This is a genomic window from Burkholderia sp. BCC0397 (assembly GCF_902832865.1).
Taxonomy (GTDB): Bacteria; Pseudomonadota; Gammaproteobacteria; order Burkholderiales; family Burkholderiaceae; genus Burkholderia.
Genome location: NZ_CADFDL010000002.1, coordinates 415,328 through 435,993, shown reverse-complemented (window position 1 = coordinate 435,993; position 20,666 = coordinate 415,328). Strand labels below are relative to the sequence as shown.

1 protein-coding gene (cut by a window edge) is annotated in these 20,666 nt (G+C 70.6%); it reads left to right on the top strand.

Annotation, left to right across the window (positions count from 1 at the left end; all coding sequences use genetic code 11):
* Positions 1-20,666, top strand: the 3' portion of a protein-coding gene (locus HWX03_RS06980; RefSeq protein ID WP_347879524.1) for an SDR family NAD(P)-dependent oxidoreductase. It extends 127 nt beyond the left edge of the window; the window shows 20,666 of its 20,793 coding nt (coding positions 128-20,793); its start codon lies beyond the left edge, outside the window; the stop codon is at positions 20,664-20,666.

The window sequence follows — 20,666 nt, the reverse complement described above, 5'->3', positions numbered from 1 at the left end:
TCGAGGCCCGTGGACATGCGTGGACGGGATACGCACTGGAGCGGGTCCTGTTCAGCGAACCCGTCGTCACGTCGCCTGACGGCGATCGCGAACTGCGCGTGCGAATCTGGCTCCCGGAAGGCGATGCAGGCTCGGTGCTGGTGGACAGCAGGGTTTGGGGCGACGACGGCGCATTCGCCGAGAACATGCGCGCGGTGCTCGTCGTGGATTGCGACCCGCCGGCGCCCGCGCTCGATGTTGCCGCGCTGAAGGCGCGCATGACGGATGCGCTCGACATGAGCGAAATGTACCGTCGCGCCCGGCTCGAACGGATCGACCATCGCGCGCCGATGCGCTGCACCGGCCGTCTATGGAAAGGCGGCGGTGCGCTACTGGGCGAGCTGCGGCTCGAAGTGCCGCCGGAGCCGGGATTCCATATGCACCCGGCTGCGCTCGACGCCGCGACGATCGCCGCTTACGCGCAAACCGAGGCCGCGTTCGATGCGCCGTTCATTCCGGTCTCGATCGACCGCGTGCGGCTCGTCGCGCCGCTGTCGGAGCAGTTCTTCCTGCATGCGCCGGGTACGGAAATCCTGGCCGCGACGGGCGACGTGATCAGCAACGACTACGACCTGTACGATCGCGACGGACGGCATTGCGCGAGCTTTCGCCGACTTGCCTGCAAGCGGATCCGTCAGCCCGAGCTGATCACCCGGCTGCTGCTGCCGCGCGCACGGGCGACGGGTGACGCGCTTTTGGCCGATGCGCCGGCCGCCACGGCTGAGCTGGTCCAGGCCGGCTCCTATGCGGCGCTGCTGCGGATCTGGATCGGCGAGATTCTGTCGATCGAGGCGGCCTCGATTGCCACGCACCTCGGCTTCTACGAACTCGGGCTGGGTTCGCGCGATCTGCTCGCGTTGGCGGCGCGGCTCGAACAGGTCGTCGGCAATGAGATTTATCCGACGCTGCTGTTCGAGCATCGCGATATCGCGGCCCTCGATGCGCACCTGTTGGCCACATTCGGACCGCTGACCGCCCACGCGAGCGCCGAGCCCGTGACGGCGGCGCCCGCCGCCGCACCGGTCGTGGCGCAAACCGGGTTCGCGGCGCCCGCCTGGATACCGGATCGGCGTCGCCCGGCCCCGACCGGCGCTGCGCGAATCGCCGTCCACGGGCTGCCTGCGCGCGCGTTCGACAGCTTGAGCGCAGCCGCGCGCGAACGGCGCGGCGTCGACCTCATCGCGCTCGACGATCCGGTGTCCCTGGCCGCGCGCGGCGACGGCGCGCCCGATGCGCTCGTCTGGTTCGGTGACCATGACGGCGCGCCCGATGGGCAACTGGCCGAACTCGCGCGCTGGACGGCGGCCTGTCATCGCGGGGCGCGACCGATCGCGCTGCTGGTCGTCGAGCGCGGCGAGACCGCGTCCGCGACGCTGCACGGGTTCGCCGCGTTTCTGCGCGGCGTGCGCGTCGAGAGCCCGCGCATCGCGGCGCGTGCGCTGCTCGTTCCCGAGCGCGGCTGGCAGTACGCGGTGCTGGACGAGCTCGCGCGGGCGGGCGACACGTTTCCCGCGACCGCCGGCCTCGTCTCGGCGCTGCCGGACGGGTCCTCGCGCGTACGCGCGCTGGTGCCGCGCATCCTTGCCGCCGGCGACGCCAGCGCGCGCACGCCGGTATTGCCCGACGCAGCCGTGTGCGTGGTCGCTGGCGGGACGGGAGGCGTCGGCGTGCAGCTCGCGCACTGGCTGGCGACGCATGCGCGGGCCCGCGTGATCGTGCTCAGCCGCTCGGAGCCCGATGCCGCGCTGCTGGCCGAATGGGGGCGCACGCCCGCGCCGGCCAGCATCGCGCATGAGCGCTGCGACGTGACCGACCGGGCGGGGCTCGATGCGGTGCTCGACCGGATCCGGCAGCGTTTCGGCGGCATCGACGCGGTGTTCCATGTGGCGGGCGTGCAGTCGGACGCACTGCACTTCACGGTATCGCCTGCTGCTTGCCGCGCGGTGACCGCATCGAAAGTGGCGGGCTTCCAGGCGCTCGATGAAGCGACGGCGCGGGACCGGCTGACGCTGTTCTGCGCGTTTTCGTCGCTGGCCGCATGGCGCCCGAACCCGGGGCAGGGGGCCTATGCGTTCGCGAACGCGATGCTCGAGGCGCTTGCCGAGCGCCGGCGCCTCGATCCGACGCGCAGCGGCAAGACCGTGGCCATTGCATGGCCGTTGTGGGCGGAAGGCGGCATGCGTCTGGCCGGCGCGGATCTCGACGAGGCGATGGCGCGCACGGGCCTGCGTCCGCTGCCGAGCGCCGACGCGTTCACGTGCCTGCAAGCCACGCTTCGCTCGCGGCCGGAGGACACGACGCTCGCGGTGCTGCACGGCGATGCGCCGCGTTATCGAGACTGGCTGTCGCGCGAACGCGGCGACGGCGGCGCCGTGCCGCTCGCGGCCGAGTCGGCGTGGGAGTCGGCGCCGCACGAGCGTGCGGACGATATCGCGATCGTCGGTCTGGCCGGCCGCTATCCCGGCGCGGACGATATCGACGCATTCTGGATGCGTCTGCGCGACGGGTACGACGCGATTACCGAAGTGCCGCACGAACGCTGGAATCATGCTGCGCTGTTCGATCCGCAGCGCGGCGTCGAGGGGCGCACGTACGGACGGTGGGGCGGCTTTCTCGGCGATATCGAAGGGTTCGATGCCGCGCACTTCCAGATGTCGCGGCGCGAAGCCGAACGCGCCGATCCGCAGGAGCGCCTGTTCCTGGAGACCTGCTGGACGCTGCTCGAAGCAGCTGGCCATCCTGCGGGCGCGCTGGCGGACCGGAATGTCGGCGTGTTTGCGGGCGTGATGTGGAACCACTACCAGCTATGCGGCGATCCGGATGAGGTCGCCCCGGCCGCCATGCACGCGTCGGTGGCCAACCGCGTGTCGTATGCGCTGGACCTGCGCGGTCCGTCGATGGCGGTCGACACCGCGTGCTCGTCGTCGCTGACCGCGATCGGCCTTGCGATCGATGCGCTGCGCGGCGGCGCCTGCACGATGGCGATCGCCGGGGGCGTCAATCTCGCCGTGCATCCGCAGAAATACCTGCAACTCGCGCAGGGCCAATTTCTGTCCGACGACGGCCGGTGCCGCAGCTTCGGCTCGGGTGGCAGCGGCTACGTTCCCGGGGAGGGCGTCGGCGCGGTCTTGCTGCGCCCGCTCCGCGATGCGCTACGCGATGGCGATCACGTGTGGGGCGTGATCCGTGGGCATGCGCTCAATCATGCGGGCCGCACCGGCGGCTTCACGGTGCCGAGTCCGGCCGGGCAGGCCGAGGTCATGTCCCGCGCGCTGCGCGACGCCGGCATCGACGGCGCCAGTGTGTCCTACGTCGAGGCGCATGGCACCGGGACCGCGCTTGGCGATCCGATCGAAGTCGAGAGTATCGGCCGCGTGCTGGGTCGCGACGGCGGCGCGACGCTGCCGATCGGGTCCGTCAAGTCGAACATCGGGCACCTCGAAAGCGCCGCGGGCATCGCGGCGGTGACCAAGGTGCTGCTGATGGCACGCGCGCGACAACTCGCGCCGTCGCTGCACTCGCGTGAGCTGAACGGCGCACTGAGGATGGCGCCGTTCGGCCTGCACGTACAGCAAACGCTCGCATCGTGGCAGCCGATCGCCGGCGCGCCGCGGCGGGCCGCCGTGTCCGCGTTCGGCGCCGGCGGCGCCAATGCACATCTCATCATCGACGAACCTCCGGTTCACCCGGCGGCTGCGGATTCGTCCGACGGTGGCGCGCAGTGGCTCGTTCTGTCCGCCCGCGACGCGGCGGGGCTGAGCGACTACGCGGACCGGATGGCGCAGGCGCTCGACGCGGTGCCGGACCACACCGGGCCCGACGCGCTGGCGATCGCGGCCGAACTCGTCAGCGTCTGCGTCACGGATCTCGGGCCCGACGAGACGCCGCGCAGCCTGGGTATCGAGGGCGCCGATCTCCAGGCGCTGTCGCGGCGGCTCGGCCGCGATGTCGATCCCGACGAGGCGCTCTCGGGTGCCGGCGCGGTCGGCGATCATCCGCTACGCCTCGCCGACGTCGCCTACACGCTGCAGGCGCATCGCAGCCACCTGACCCACCGGCTCGCCTGCCGCGCAGCCGATCTTCGCGACGCGGTCGCGCTGCTGCGGGCCTACGTGCGTAGCGAAGTCGTGACGGGCGTGCTGACGGGGACGGCCGACGCGGGGGCGGCCGCCACGCCCGCCGCCTTGGATGCCGGTCCCATCGAGCGATGGGTGGCCGGGCACGACGTCGATTTAGCCGCGCCGTGGGCCAGTGTGCGCGCGCGTCGCGTGGCTCTCCCGGTGCCCCGCCTGTTTCACCCGCAGGGCTTCTGGATCGGCCGCTGGCAGCGCGAGGGGACTGCCCAGGCGCCGGCGCGGGCCGTGTCGCCCGCCGCCCGACACTCCGAATCAACAGGAAATTCCAACATGAGCGATGTGGCAGGCAACGACCCGGTCACCCTGAAGGTGCTCGCCAATGGCGTGGCGCTCGTCAGGATGCAGGCGGTCGCGGATAACAACATGTTCACCGAGGCGCTGCTCGATGGCCTCGCGGCGGCATTCGGCTCGATCGAGTCCGACCCGGCCGTGCGTGCCGTGGTGCTGACGGGGACCGACAAGGTGTTCAGCATGGGCGGCACGCCGTCAGCGCTCGAACGCCTCGCGCGCAAGGAGGGCAGCTTCACGGACGTGCCATTCCTCTACGAGGGGCTCGCGCGCTGCCGGGTGCCCGTGATTGCCGCGCTGCGCGGTCACGCGGCCGGTGGCGGGCTGACGTTCGGGCTGCACGCCGATCACGTCGTGCTCGACCGCGACGGCACCTATAGCGCTAATTTCGTCAAATTCGGCTTCACGCCGGGCCTCGGCGCGACCTATGCGCTTGAACGCCGCTTCGGCGCCGCGCTGGCCGCCGAGCTGTGCATGACGGCCGCCACCTATGCCGGGCGTGACCTCGAGGCCATGGGCGTCGCCCTGCGATTCGCCGACGGACCGCAGGTGCTGCAGAGCGCGTTGCGGATCGCCGATGCGATCGCCGAGCAGTCTGCTCCCGTCGTCAGCGCGCTGAAGCGTGAATTGGCCGAGCGGGCCGGCGCCGATCTCGCGAAGGTGATCGCGCGCGAGGCCGCGATGCATGACGCGGTGCTGCATGCCGATCTCGTGTCCGGGATTCGCGCGCGAACCGGACACGCCGAGCCCGACGCCGCCCGGACCGACGGGCCGGCGCCGGCCGCGCCACGCATCGCGGCCGCCGATCCTGTGAAGCCGCGCATCCGGAACGAGATCGAGACGACCCTCTGCCGGAATCTGTTCGTGCATCGGAACGAACTCGACGCGCGTCGAACCTTTGCCGAGATGGGGCTCGATTCGCTCGGCGCCGTCGAAATCGTGCGTGATCTGAACCACGCGTTCGGCCTGAATCTCGATTCGGTGCTGGTCTACGATCATCCGACGATCGACGCATTGGTCGACCATGTTGCTGCCGCGCAGGCCGCGAGCGATGGTCTGATCGCCATCGCGCTCGATGCGCCGGCGCAGCCGGCAGCCGCCACGCGCGAGGCGGTCGATCCGGCGCGCGAGGCCGTTGCCATGCCGCTGTCGCAGGCCAGCGCGGTCGCCGATGCGAGCCGCGCGAGCGTCGAGGTGCGGCCGCCGGCGAAGGTCACGCCGCCCGCGTTGTCGTCCCCGCCACCGCTGCGCCTGAAGCTGGCGCCGACGGCGGATGCGTCGTCGCCCGACCCGCAGGCGATCGAAGCCACGCGCGACGCGGGCGAACCCGAGACGACCGGGTCCGACATCACGCCGGGCGCGGCCGGAGCTGACGCGGCCGAGACCGGCGCCCTGCCGGCCACCGCGTCGGACGACGACATCGCGATCATCGGTCTGTCCGCGCGTTACCCGGGGGCGACGTCCGCCGACGCGTTGTGGCGCAATCTTCTCGACGGCACCTTCAGCGTCGCGGAAGTCTCGCCCGAGCGCTGGGACATCGCACGCTTCTACGATCCCGATCCGACCGCGCCAGGCAAGACGAGCAGCAAGGTGGCCGGTCTCGTCACCGATGTCGATCGGTTCGACGCGACGTTTTTCGGCATTTCGCCGCGCGAGGCCGAACTGATGGACCCGCAACAGCGCGTGTTTCTCGAACAGGCGTGGCGTGCGCTCGAGGACGCGGGCCACGCGGTGGGACCCGAGCGGCGTATCAATTGCGGCGTGTTCGTCGGCACGGCCGCGGGCGATTACATGCAGTTGCTGCAAGCGGCGGGCGCGAGCGACTCGGGGCAGGTGTTCCTCGGCAACGCCGCGTCGATTCTCGCCGGGCGGATCGCCTACTTCCTGAACCTGGAAGGGCCGACGGTCGCAGTCGATACGGCCTGTTCTTCGTCGCTCGTCGCGCTTCATCTCGCATGCCAGTCGATTCGCGGCGGCGATTGTGAAATGGCGGTGGCCGGCGGCATCGCGCTGATGGTCACGCCGCAGATGCACATCTGGAACAGCAAGTCCGGCATGCTCTCGCAGCTCGGGCGGTGCGCGTCGTTCGACGCGTCGGCGGACGGCTTCGTGCTCGGCGAGGGTGCCGGGCTGGTGGTGGTCAAGCGGCTGTCGGCCGCGCTCGCCGATCGCGATCGTATTTACGCGGTGATCCGGGCGAGCGGGATCAATGGCGACGGCAAGACGAACGGCATCACCGCGCCATCGGCCGACGCGCAGCTCGCGCTGCAACGTCGCGTGCACGCGGCAGCCGGCGTGTCGCCCGACGATATCGCCTATATCGAGACGCACGGCGCCGGCACGCAGCTCGGCGACCCGATCGAACTGAAGGCGCTCGCGGGGCTGATGCGGGGCCGCAGCACGACGCTCCCGCCGTGCGGCGTCGGGTCGATCAAGTCAAACCTCGGCCACACGACGCTCGCGTCGGGTATCGCCGGGCTCATCAAGGTCACGCTCGCGCTTCAGCACCGCGAGATCCCGCCGAGCCTGCATTTCGACACGATGAATCCGAACATCGAGCTGGGCGGCGTGCCGCTGGAGGTGGTGACGACGCGTCGCGCGTGGCCCGTGGGTCCGAGCGGACGCCGCATGGGTGCGGTCAACAGCTTCGGCATGTCGGGTACCAACGCGCACTTCGTGCTGCAGGAGGCGCCGCCCGAAGCAGCGCGGCCGGACACTGGCGATCTCGTCGACGAGGGCCATCTGCTGCTGGTCTCGGCGCGCACCTCGCCGGCATTGCGTGCGCTGGTCGAGGGCCTCGTCACGGACCTCGAGCGCGGGGCCGCGCTGAGCGATGTCGCCTATACGCTCGGCGTCGGGCGCGCGGTCTTCCGCAAGCGTTGCGCGATCGTCGCCGGTAACGCCGTGCAGGCGATCGCGCTGCTGCGCGGCGCGCTGGCCGAGGGAACGCTGGAGGGCGTTCACTCCGCGCATTGCGCATCGGCGGACGCGAGCGCCGGGTTCGATCGGGCGCTCGACGGCACGGCGCTGACCACGCTCGGCGAGCGCTTTTGCAGCGGGCAGGCGGGCCTCGACCTGACCGGCTTCTTCGAGCGCCGCCGCGGGCGGCGTATCGCGCTGAGCGGCTACCCGCTCAGCAACCAGCGCTTCTGGGTGCCCGATGCGCCCGGCGCGGCGCCGTCCGTCGCCGCGCCGGGCGCCACGGGGCCCATCCGCGCGCTTCTGGAGAACACCGCCAAGGAGGCGATCGATCCCGACACGGACTGGGTTCGCGACCATTGCGTTCAAGGGCAGCACTGGGTGCCGGGCGCGGCGATCCTCTACTACAGCGCGCGCACCCAGCGCTTCCGTCCCGTCGAATTGTCCGATGTCGAATGGCTGATGCCCGCCCGCGTGGCCGGCCGCGTCACGCTCGAAATACAAGGCAGCGTGGATGACGAGGGGCGCTACGACATCGAGATGCGCATCGCCGGCCAGCCGTCGTTTGCGCGCGCCCGCTGCGTGCCGCAGGGCGCCGGCCGGCCGCGGCCGCGCATGGCGCTGGACACGCTCGCCGCCGGCTACCCGCACGCAATCGAGCACGGCGTGCTCTATGACCGGTTCGCGCGGGCCGGTATTGCCTACGGGCCCAGCTATCGGCTGATCACGCGCGTCGCGCATGACGCGCAGGGTGCCGTCGCGTGGCTGCGCGCCGATTCCGGGCGAGGGATGATCCAGACCCTCGACGCGATCCTCCAGGTCGTCGCGGTCCTCGAAGAGGGCACGGCGCTCAAGTTGCCGCGGCGGATCGACACCGTGCGCCTCAATCAGTCGCTCGATGCCGTCGTGACGGTCGTCGCGCAGCGTATCGGGGACGGCTGCTATGACGTGACCGCATGCGACCGTGACGGCAATGCGGTGCTCGAAGTGTCGGGTTTCCGGCTCGTGACCTCGCCGGACGGCGGCAGCCGCCTCTATGAGCCGCGTTGGCGCGAGATGCCGTCCGCGCCTGCGCAGCCGTCCGGCGATCGGACTTATCTGTCGCTGCGTCCCGATGCGCATCTCGCGTTGCCCCACACCGTGACCGGCGAGCTTGTAGTCGACGCGCGCGCGCTTGACGAATCGGAACCCGCACGGACGCTCGAAGCGGCGCGCGCGCTGTTCGCCCGGCTCTGCGCCTCGCAGCCCGACGCTCTGCGGGTAACCGTGCTGACCGCCGGCGCAGTCCCGGTCGATACCGCGGCGCCGGTCCGTCCGGTACAGGCGGCGCTGGCCGCCATCGCCCGCTCGGCGGCGGCCGAGCGCCCCGGGCTGAAGCTCCAGGTGATCGATCTCGCGCATGACAGCGCCGCGTCGCGCGAGGATCTGCCCGCGCGGCCCGACGGCTTGCCGGGCCTGGCGGCGCTGCGCGGCGGCCGCTGGTACGGCCGCGTGATGCGGCCCGTCGCGCATGTGACGCCGCACCGGCTGCTCGGGGACGGCGAGACCTGCCTGATCGTCGGCGGGGCCGGCGGGATCGGCTTCGCACTCAGCCGGGAGCTCGCGCGCACGCATGGCGCCGCGCTCGGCTGGATCGGACGCCGGCCGCTCGACGAATCGATCCGCGCACGGATGCGCGAGATCGAGCAATTGGGCGGCCGCGTGATCTACGTATCGGCCAGCCTCGGCGACGAGGCGGCGCTGGCCGACGCGGTGCGCGCGATCCGCAGCCGGTTCGGGCCGATCAGCGCCGCGATCCACAGTGCGATCGTGCTCGACGATGCGACGCTCGACACGATGCGCCCCGAGCAGTTGGCCGGCGTGCTGGAGCCGAAGGTCGCGGGATGCGCGAATCTCCATCGCAGCCTCGAAGGCGAACCGCTCGACAAGCTCGTGCTGTTCTCGTCGGTGTCGTCGCTGCTCGATTCGCCCGGGCAGGGCAACTATGCGGCCGCGAGCGCCTATCTCGACGCATGGGGAGGCGAGTTGCGCCGCCGCTGCGGCGTACCGGTCTTCGTCGTCAACTGGGGTTACTGGGGCAGCGTCGGGATCGTCTCGGGGCCGCGCTATCAACGCGAAATGACCGCCCGCGGTGTCGGCTCGATCGAGCCCGCCGACGGCTTCGCCTGTCTGCGGATGCAGCTCGGCGCCGGTCTGCCGCAGGCCATGGTGATGAATGCCGATCCCGGCCGTTTCGCGTCGTTTGGCTTGACGCTTGAAAACGCGACGGCTCCGTCCGCCGCGACCGTGGTTCATTCGATACAGGGGAATTCGATGTACACAGATGGAGGCAAGCCGTCATCGGGCGGGGCGCTGCCGCATGGTGCGCCCGATACGGCGCGGCCTGCGGTCGAGCGCTATCTGGCGGGCGTGTTCGCGCGCGTGCTGAAGTGCGATGCCGATACGCTCGACGTGAACGAGACCTTCGACACGTTCGGCGTCGATTCGCTGCTGGGGATGGATCTGCTGCGCGCGCTGCGACAGGATCTCGGCGAGTTGCCGTCGACGCTGTTCTACCAGAAGCTGACGATCGCCGAAGTGGCCGCGTACCTTGTCGAGCACAAGGGCGATGCGCTGGCCGCGGCGTTCGCGCCGGCGGGCGGCGTTGCGACGCCCGCCAGTGCCCCCGGCGCCGCGATGCCGGACACCGCACGCACGCCGCGGGCGGCGATGTCGGTCCGAGCGGCGAACGCCAGCCGCGCGAGCGTGACCGCGCCGGCCGACGCCGTCGTGCTCGACTATGTGCGCGGCGTGTTTGGCGGAGTGCTCAAGCTCGAGCCCGACGCACTCGATCCGCACGAGACCTTCGAGTCGTACGGCGTCGATTCGCTGCTCGGCACCGATATCCTGCGCGTGCTGAAGGCCGATTTCGCGGACCTGCCCTCGACGTTACTCTATGAACGGCTCACGATCGCCGAAGTGGCCGGTTACCTGCGTACCGAGCGGGCCGCCGAGGTCGCGCGGCGGCTGACACCGCGATCGGACGCCGTCGATGACGGCAACCCCGCGGCGGTTCCGGACGCGGACGGCATCGACGCTGGCCGCTTCGCACTCGACGAGCCGGCGCCCGTGACACCGGCGGCGTCGACGGCGCGGCCCGCGCAACGAGCTCGCCGGCGCGACGGCGACATCGCCGTGATCGCGTCGGTCGGACGCTATCCCGGCGCGCCTGACCTCGATGCGTTCTGGGACAACCTGCGTGAGGGTCGCCGTTCCATCGTTACCGTCCCGGCCGACCGCTGGGATGCCGACGCGTATTTCGATCCGACGCCGCAACCGGATCGCAGCTACGGCAAGTGGGGCGGTTTCATCGACGGCGTCGACCAGTTCGACCCGAAGTTCTTCGGCATCCTGCCTAGCCAGGCGGCGGCGATGGATCCCCAGGAGCGCCTGTTCCTCGAAAGCTGCTGGGACCTGCTCGAACAGGCCGGCCACAACGGCAGCGACACGCGCGAGACGCGTACCGGCGTGTTCGTCGGTATCATGTACGGGTCATACGGGCAGATCGCGGCGGCGGCGGGCTGGCCGCAAGGCCGGTTCAACCTGGGGCACAGTCCGTATTGGTCGGTGGCCAATCGGGTGTCCTACACGTTCAACTTCAGCGGCCCGAGCATGGCCGTCGATACGGCCTGTTCGTCATCGTTGACGGCGTTCCATCTCGCCTGCGAGGCGATTCGCCGCGGCGAATGCCGCCAGGCCATTGCCGGCGGCGTGAACGTGATCCTGCATCCCGCGCACCATATCGCGCTGAGCGCGATGCAGATGCTCGGCACGGGGCTGGCGTGCCGAACCTTCGACAAGTCCGCGGACGGGATCGTGCCCGGAGAAGGTGTCGGCGCAGTGCTGCTGCGGCCGCTCGAAGATGCGCTCGCGGACGGCGACGAGATTCTCGCGGTGGTGCGAGGCAGCATGATCAATGCGGGCGGCAAGACGGGCGGCTACACCGTGCCGAACGTGAACGCGCAGGCCGACGTGATCACCGAGGCATTGGCACGCGCGGGCCTGGCTCCGGACGAGGTCGGCGCGATCGAGGTGCACGGAACCGGCACCCAACTGGGTGATCCGATCGAAATCGCCGCGTTGAACCGGGCCTACGGCGGCACCGGCCGGCCGGCGCCGTTGCTGGTGGGCTCGGTCAAGTCGAACATCGGCCATCTGGAGGGCGCCGCCGGCATCGCCGGGATCAGCAAGGCGATTCTGCAACTGAGAAACCGCGCCGTTGCGCCGTGCGCGGGCCTCGACGATCTCAACGAGAAGATCGATTTCGGTGCCGCCGTGATGCCGGCGCGCACGCTGCAGCCGTTGGCGTCGCTCGGCGAGGACCGGCCATCGGCGTGTGGCGTCAGCTCGTTTGGAGCCGGCGGCGCGAACGCCCATGTGATCCTGCAGCAATGGCAGGAAAACCGCGTACCCATGCAGACGGCGGGTGAGCAGGCGTTCCTGCTGTCGGCCAACAGCCATGCGCAACTCGCCGCGTATGCGCTACGCGTGGCCGATTGGTTGAAGCGTCATCCCGAGGCGTCGCTGAGCCGTCTTTGCTTCACGAGCCAGACGGGCCGTCGTGCGTTGCCGGTGCGCGCGGTCGCCATGGCCGGGTCGCTCGATGCGTTGCAGGCCGCGCTACGCGCCATTGCCGCCCGCGATGCGGCGGCGCTGGTTTCGCCGGAGGTGGGGCAAGGCACCCTGTCGCTCGGCGGCGTCGCGGATGAACTGATCGCGCTGCTGATCGCGCGTCGCGGGCTGCGTCAGCTCGGCGAGCTGTGGGTCAATGGCCATGAGATCGCGTGGCGGCGCACTTGGGATGCGGCGCCCGTCCGCTGCGCATTCCCGACCGTGCCGTTCGAGCACAAACGAATCTGGATGATGCCGCGGCCCGGGGCCGCCGCCGATGCGCGGCCCGCGCAGTCGGCCGCGCGGCTCACGCGGCTCGCGGCGGCCCATCGCATCGGCGGCCGCGCGCTCGTGCCGGGCGCAGCGCTGCTGGACCTGATGCTCGACCGACAGGGGCCTGACGCGCCACGCGCGGTGCGGGCGGTGCGCTGGCTGCGCCAGGCGGTGGTCGAGGGGGACGGCACCGATCTGCCTGTCTCCGACGATGCCGACGGCATGCTGGTACGCGGGCAGGACGGCGAGATCGTCGCGCGCGCGCTGGCGGCCGAGCTGCCGTCGAGCGCGTCGGCCCCGCGTGATCTTGCCGCACTGACGGCGACTCACGGCGACTTCTCGGAAGGCGCGACGCTCTATGAACGGCTGCGTGCAGGCGGCTTCGAATACGGCCCCGAACTGCGCGCGGTAGCGCGCTTCGCCGCCACTGACGACAGCGTCGTCGGCGAACTCGACGCGACGCTGCTCGTGCCCGAGACGGCCTTCGCCGTCGCGGTAGACGCCGCCATGCAGCTCGTTGCGCTGCTGGCGCGCGAACCCGCGGTGCCGGTCTCGATCGACGCGGTCATGCAATTCGGTGCGCCTGAGCGGGCGCGCGTCATGCTCGTCGAGCGCACGGCCGACCCGGCGCGTTTCGACCTGACGCTCTGGGAGGCGGACGGCCATGCGGTGCTGCGGCTCGACGGCCTGCGGATCGCGGCGCTGCCGCAGCCGGGTAACGGCGGTCCGGAATATCTGTGCGCGGTCGAACGCGCGACGCCATGTCCGGCAGCCGTGATGACGGCGGGAACGGTCCTGCTGTCGGGCGGCGATCGCGCCGATCATGCCGTCCTCGGCGATACACTGCGCCGGCGCGGCTGGTCCGTACTGCACGACGACGGCGCGCCGCTGTCGGGCCTCGATGCGGTGCTGGTGCTGCTCGACGCGGCCGGCGCCGATCCCGCATCGGCGCTGGCTGCGCAACTGGCCGGCCAGCGGCGTCTGCTCGAACGGCTGAAGGCTGGTCGCGACGGGCGCAAGGTTCGCCTGCTGGTCGTCGGTCGCAGCGGCGATCTGGTCGCGGGCGCGCTGGCGGCCGCCACGCGAACGCTGGCGATGGAGTTTCCGTGGCTCGCCTGCAGTCATTTGGCCATTGCGCCGGGCGCGCTGGAGCAGGCCGACGGTGTGGCCGACGAACTCTGCGCACCGGCGCAAGAGGATATGGTGCGTCTGGACGGTGATGCGCGTCTCGTGCGGTGTCTGCAGCCAATGGCGGGCGACGCGACGGCAACGGCAGCAGTGCGTCCTGGCGCGGTTTATATCGTGAGCGGCGGCGCGGGCGCCCTCGGGCGAGTGTTCACCGCGCATCTGGTTTCGCGCGGCCCCGCGACGGCGGTCGTGCTCGGCCGCTCCGAGGCGACCGACGAGCTGAATGCATGGATGGCGAGCCTTAGCGTACGCGGCAGCCGTGTCGTATACGCACGCGTCGATGTCGGTGATGCCGATGCCGTTGCCGATGCCGTCGCCGAGATCGTCGAACGGCACGGACCGGTGCGCGGGGTGCTGCATGCCGCGGGTGTCGTCGACGACGCGTTGCTGCTGAACAAGACCGATCGCGCGATCGCGCGCGTGCTGCGTCCGAAAGTCCGTGGCGCGCTCGCGCTCGACGCGGCCACGGCGGACGCGCCGCTCGACTTCTTCATGCTCTGTTCATCGCTCGTCGCGGAGACCGGCAATATCGGCCAGATCGACTACGCGTCCGCCAATCGCTTCCTGATCGAATTCGGCGCGGCACGCGAGCGCGAACGCGCGGCGGGGCGCCGGCACGGGGTGACGGTGTCGATCGCGTGGCCGTTGTGGGAGGCGGGCGGCATGCGCGTCGACGCGGCGACCGAGGCGTTGTTCCGCGAGCGATTCGGGATGGCGGCCCTGAGCACCGAAGCCGGTCTGGCCGCCTTCGAATTCGCGTTGGCCGGCCGCCATCCGAGCTTTGCGCTGGTCCAGCGGTATCGGGCCGGGACCGCGGGCCTCGCCGCGCGGTCCGGTGACGTCGCCGGGCCGGCCGGCAACGCGCCCACGCCGGCGGTGACGCTGCGCGACGAAACGCGCGCGCCGGCGGCTGCTCCGGTTGCCGCGGGCGCGATTGCACCCGCGTCGCTGCGGGCCACGATCCTGACCACGTTGCAGCAAATCGGCGCGTCCTATCTGTTCGTCGATCCGGCCGAAGTCGATCCCGAAGGCGAACTGCTCGAATTGGGCTTCGATTCGATCTCGCTGACCGACATGGTCAACCGGATCAACGCACAATTCGGGCTGGACCTGCTGCCGACCGTGCTGTTCGAATGCCCGACGCTGGGCGACGTGGCGGATTATCTCGGCCGGGAGCATGGCGCGCGGATCGCGGCGCGGTTTGCCGCGGCGCCGTCGACCGAGGCCGTCGCGATGGCCTCGCGCCCGGTGGGTGAGGTCGCGGACGCGATGGTGCAGACGCCGACGCGCGCGGCCGTGCTTCAGCCGACCGAATCCGCCACCGGCCTGTCGCGTGACGAGGGCGGTGTGGACGGCGAGGCCGGTGCGATCGCCGTGATCGGCATGGCCGGCCGGCTCGCCGGCGCCGCGTCGCTCGACGCGTTCTGGGATGCCCTGGAGCACGGCGTGAGCCTGACCGGCGCTCCGCCGTCCGAGCGCACCGCCTTGCTCGACGATCCGGTCACGTGCCGCGTCGAGGGCGGATTCCTCGCGGACGTCGCGCGCTTCGACGCTGCCCGCTTCGGGATTTCGCCGCGCGAGGCCGCGTTGATGGACCCGCAACAGCGGATCTTTCTCGAGACCGTGTTGCAGGCCGTCGAAGATGCCGGCTATGGCCAGCAGTGGTTGGGCGGCCGCGAAATCGGTCTGTTCGTCGGCGCATCGACGAGCGACTACGAGAGCATGCTGACGGACGCGGGTGTCCGGGTCGAACCGCATGTCGCATCCGGCGTCGCGCATTCGATCATCGCGAACCGGGTGTCGCACCTGTTCGACTGGCATGGACCGAGCGAGGTCGTCGACACCGCCTGTTCGAGTGCGCTCGTCGCGGTTCACCGGGCGATTAGCGCGCTGCGCAACGGCGAATGCGAGATGGCCGTGGCGGGCGGGGTCAATGTCACGCTGTCGCCCGGCCTGTTCCATGCGTTCATCGATTCGGGCATGCTGAGCGCCGATTTCGCGTGCAAGACGTTCGACCGGAAAGCCAACGGCTATGTCCGCGGCGAAGGCGTCGGCGCTGTCGTGCTCAAGCCGCTGCGGCGCGCGCTGGCCGAGCGCGACAACGTGCTCGCGATCGTGCGCGGCAGCGCCGTCAACCACGGCGGCAAATCGAATTCGCTGACCGCGCCGAATCCGGCCGCGCAGGCCCAGGTCATCCGGCGCGCGATCGCCGATGCCGGGGTCGATCCGCGCCGGATCAGCTTCGTCGAAACGCATGGAACCGGCACGCCGCTCGGCGATCCGGTCGAAATCGAAGGCCTGAAGCAGGGCTTTGCGCTCGCCTGTGACGATGCCGGCGTCACCGTCCCGGCGTCGCCGTGGGTTGCGCTCGGCGCGGTCAAGACGACGGTCGGCCATCTCGAGGCGGCTGCGGGGATCGCGGGCTTCCTGCGCACTGTGCTCAGCATGCGGCACGGGCGTCTGGCCGCCAATCGCCATTTCAGCGAACTCAATCCCTATATCCGCCTCGACGGCTCGCCCTTCATGCTCCTCGAGCATGGGCGGCCCTGGGCAGCGGCCGATGGCGCGCCGCTGCTGGCGGGCGTCAGCGCGTTCGGTTTCGGCGGCACCAACAGCCATGTGATTCTCGAGTCCGCACCGGCCATGGTCCGTGAGCCGTCGGCAGCGGCCATGCTGGCTTTCCCGCTGTCCGCGCCGGATGCTGGCCGCCTCGCCGCATATGCCGACGCGCTGGCGAACGCGCTGGCGACGCGCGACGTCGCGCTCGAGGATGTCGCGTTCACGCTGTGCGACGGGCGCGACACGCTCGCGCTCCGCTGCGTGCTGGTGGCCGATTCGATATCCGAACTGACGGGGCAGCTTCAGATGCTGGCGCGTGGCGACGCCCGCGACGCAACGCGGCTCGACCTGCTTGCCGCGCCGGATCGCGACGCGGCGCTCGAGTGGCTGTCCACCGCCCGCGCCGCATGGCCGGAGCACGGCGGCCGGCGCTGCTCGCTGCCTGCAGTGCCGCTCGCGGGCGAGCGGCACTGGTTCGCGGCGCCCGGTATCGCGACGCGCGGCGACGAGGTCGCCGATGCGGTTGCGCCGGCTACGCCGCCTGCCGATCGGGATGCGTCCGCCGCTGCGGCGCTGCGGTCGCCCGTGAAGGAAAGCGGACCTTCGCCGGTGTCCGCTGTCGCGCCGCGGATGCCGGTGCTGCTGCGTCCGCTGTCGGCCACGCCGGCGCCGTCGCACGCCATGCCGGCGGCATCGGAAGCCGATGCGGCACGTCGTGGTACGGCGCGTGTGACGGACACCGGCGCGCCCGTTACGGCGGCGGCTTCGGCACCATCGATCGTCGATGCGATTCGACGGGATCTGGCCGAGATCCTGCTGATGACGCCGGAGCAGGTCGACCTCGACGCGCGCTTCGACGATCTCGGACTCGATTCGATCTTTCGGATGGATCTGGTGCGCCGCCTGAACGAGCGCTTCGCGACGCAACTGAGCGGTGAGTCGCTCTACAACGTCGAATCGGTTGCGGCACTCGCACAACTGGTCGAGGCGACCCGTGCGGCCGGCGGCGCCACGGCGCAGCCGGGCGTCGTGTCCCACGCGGTCGACAGCGCGCTGGCCCGCGACAGCGGGCCCGACCGCGCCATCGATGCCTCGTGGGTTCGCGATCACGTCGAGGCGCTGACCGGGCGGCAGCTCGGCGATCAAGACGATTTCAGCAACGCCGGCCTGACCTCGTTCGACATGCTGCGCGTGATCGCCGGCCTCGAGACCACGTTCGGCCCGATGCCGAAAAGCTCGCTGTTCGATTACCCGACGCCTCGAGCGTTGGCATCCTGGCTCGCCGCCACCTACGGCGACGACGCGGCGATCAGGCTGGCCGCGTCGCGCCCGGCTAGCGGCGCGACCGCGCGCGTTCCCGTGCGAACCGAGCGGTTGGCCAACGGGGCGGCCGTGATCGCCAAGCGCGAGTTGTCCGCGTATCCGGATCTCGCCGCCACGGTCGCCTCGCTCGAAGCGGCATGGGCGAAGGAGGGCGGGTTGCCCGGCCGCGACATCGCGCCGCTGATCTTTCTCGGCAGCGAGGGCAGCGGCTACCTGAACTTTTCCGAGCGCGACGGCCTGCTGCTCGCATGGAGCTCGGTCGTCGACGAACACCGCTATGCCGCGCTCGCGGCGGAATGGGTCGAATGGGCGACGTCGCGCAATCTGCGCCCGAACCTGCTGTCGATGATGCCGCTGCCCGAGCTGGCCGGGGTGCCGTTCTGCGCGACCTCGTTCGGCACCGTGCAGCGCCTGACCGACATCGCGTCGTTTTCCCTGAACGGCAAGGACATGACACGCCTGCGCAAGAAGATCAATCGCTTCGAGCGATCGGGCGCGGTGTCGGTGGAGGAATACGCGCTCGGCCGCGAGCCGGCCACGGACCGGCGGATCGTCGAACTGATCGACGAATGGGCCGCACGCAAGGACATGGTCAATCCGTATGTCGGCACGGTCCGGCACGAGATCGGCGCGGGCATTCTCGCGAAGCGTCACCGGTTGTTCCTGACCCGGGTGGACGGCCTGATCGTCGCGGCGATCATCGTGACGAAGATTCCGTCCGAAAACGGCTATCTGCTCGATCTGGAGTTTTTCGGCGACGCGATGGGCGACGGCGGGCTCGACTACACGATCGTGGCGATCATCGAGCGCCTCGCCCAGGAAGGCGTGCAAATGTTCAGCTTCGGCGCGACGCTGGGTGTCGTCGTCGCCGATTCTCCGAATCCGAATCCGCATGTCGAGCGCACGCTCGGGGAATTGCGCGATTCGGGCATCTTCCGCGGCGACGGCAATTTCCAGTTCAAGAACAAATACCGGCCGGACAATTTGCCGGTCTATCTGTGCCAGCCCGCGGCGGCATCGGCAGTCGACGTCTCGTCGGTGCTGCTGCTGATCGTCAACCCGTCGATTCCGCCGCGCGGCGACGCGGCATCGATCGCGCCGCCCGTCGTGCCGGATGACGCGGAGGTCCCCGCAGCAGCCGGCATCGACGCGGCGACGGTGGACCGCGCGCCCGTGCACGGCGAAAGTCCGCGGCGCGCGCGTCTGCGTGAAGTGGGATGGAATCCGCTGCGCCTGGCGCCGGCTGCCGGCGTCGTCGATCTGGTCACCGATTCATGGGCGGAGCGCGACGACTTCGCGTTTGCCGAGCGAGTTCGCGAGCTGACCGATATGGCCAATGCGATCTGCCTCGACCTCGCGGACCAGCGCCTGCTGCCGTTCTCGTACGTGCAGGCGGCGCCGTCGGGACGCGCCGCCGAGATGGCCTTGCTGCGCGCGGCAGAGGGGCCGAGGAAAGGCATTCTGCAAAACCATCTGTTCCAGAGCTGGACCTTCAACCAGCTCGAACTCGGCTGGGTGCCGCATCGGCTGACCACGCTGCCGCGCAGCGCGGATATCGACCTCGCGCATCTCGACCGGATGATCGAGCAGCATCGGGCGACGATCGGCCTCTGCTGCATCGAGCTGGCGCCGAACGCAACCGGTGGCCGGGCAATCTCGCTCGACAACCTGCGCGCCGTGAAGGCGCGGCTTGCGGCCGCGTCGATCCCGCTCGTGTTCGACGCGACGCGCGGGCTCGAGAATGCGTGGATGATCAGCGAGGCGAGCGACCGGTCGTTCTGGGAGGTCGTCGCCGAATTGTTCGGCTTGGCCGACGCGCTGACGCTGTCGATGTCGAAGGATTTCGGCGTCAATGCGGGCGGACTCGTGGCCAGCAATCACCCAGCGATCACGCGCGCGCTCGAACAGCGCGTGTGCGACCGCGGCCACGACGTATCGATGGCTAGCCGGCGCCTGTTCGCGAGCGCGCTGGCCGACCGCGACTGGCTGGAACGAGGGGTCGCCGCACGGATCGCGCATGTTGCGCGCGTTGCCGCCAGCGTCGCCGCGGCCGGCATTCCGGTGCGGGCCGCCGGCGCTCATGCGGTGCTGATCGATGCCGCCGCCTGGTGCGCGGGCCACGCCGATCCGGTCGCCTCCGCACTGGCCTGGCTATACGACGTGACCGGCGTGCGCGCCGCGCCGCATCTGTCGGCCGGGCTCGACGAAACGGGGCAGTGCATCCGGCTCGCGGTTCCGGTCGCGCTTGACGACGCAGCCCTCGATGCACTGGACGCGGCCTTCGCTGCGTCGCGCGCCGCCGCAGCCCCGGCCGAGCTGTTGCGCGTGCCCGGCAGCGCCGGCGCCGCCGCGCAATACGTGATCCGCGACAGCGTGCCCGACGACGTGGTCGAGGCGCTGGCCGGCGCTGCCCCGGGCGCGCCGGCGGCCCGCAACGAGGAGGTCGCGCGTCGCTGGCAGCCGGCCGTCCGACGGCATCTGGTGCCGTACGAGGGTGCGCAGATCGAGGTATTCGAGTGCGGCGCCGGTGAGCCGGTCGTCCTGCTCCATCCGTTCAATATCGGCGCAGGCTTCTTCGCGCCGCAGTTCGCCGAATTGGCCCGGACGCGTCGCGTGGTGGTCGTCCATGCGCCTGGCGCGGGCGCGACGACGTATGGCACGGACCTCACGTTCGCCGGACTGTCGCGGCTCGTGCTGGCGGCCGTGGTCGGGATCGGAATCACTTCACGCTTCGTCGTGGCCGGCGCCAGCTTCGGCGGATTGACGGCGCTCGCGGTCGCCCACGCCTTTCCGGAGCGCGTCAGCGGACTCGTGCTGCTCGGCAGCTCGTACAAGGTCGGCAACCGGCGCGGCGAAGTCAATCGTCTTGCGGTGGTCGCGCGCGAGGATTTCGACGCGCTCGACCGCGCCGGCGTGACGCTCGACCGGCCGCGCGGCGAATACGAGCGCCTGCTCGCCGAATGCGAAAGCATGGATCCGAAGATCGGTCTGCGCTATCTCGACGTGTTCGCGGCCCGGCCGAGCCTGCTCGACGCCGCCCGCGCGCTCCAGGTGCCGACCTTGCTGATCCATGGCGAACACGACACCGTGATCGCTCGCGCGATCGCGCACGAAATCGACGCGGCGATTCCGGCCGCGCGTTACGTCGAGCTCGACGACGCCGGCCATTTTCCGAGCCTTACCTCGCATGTCCGCGTCAATGCGCTGATCGATGCGTTCGTCGATGCCGTCGCGTCGTCGACGTCGCCCGACGCCGATCGGCTCGATCGCCGCGCCTATGCGCTCGACTGA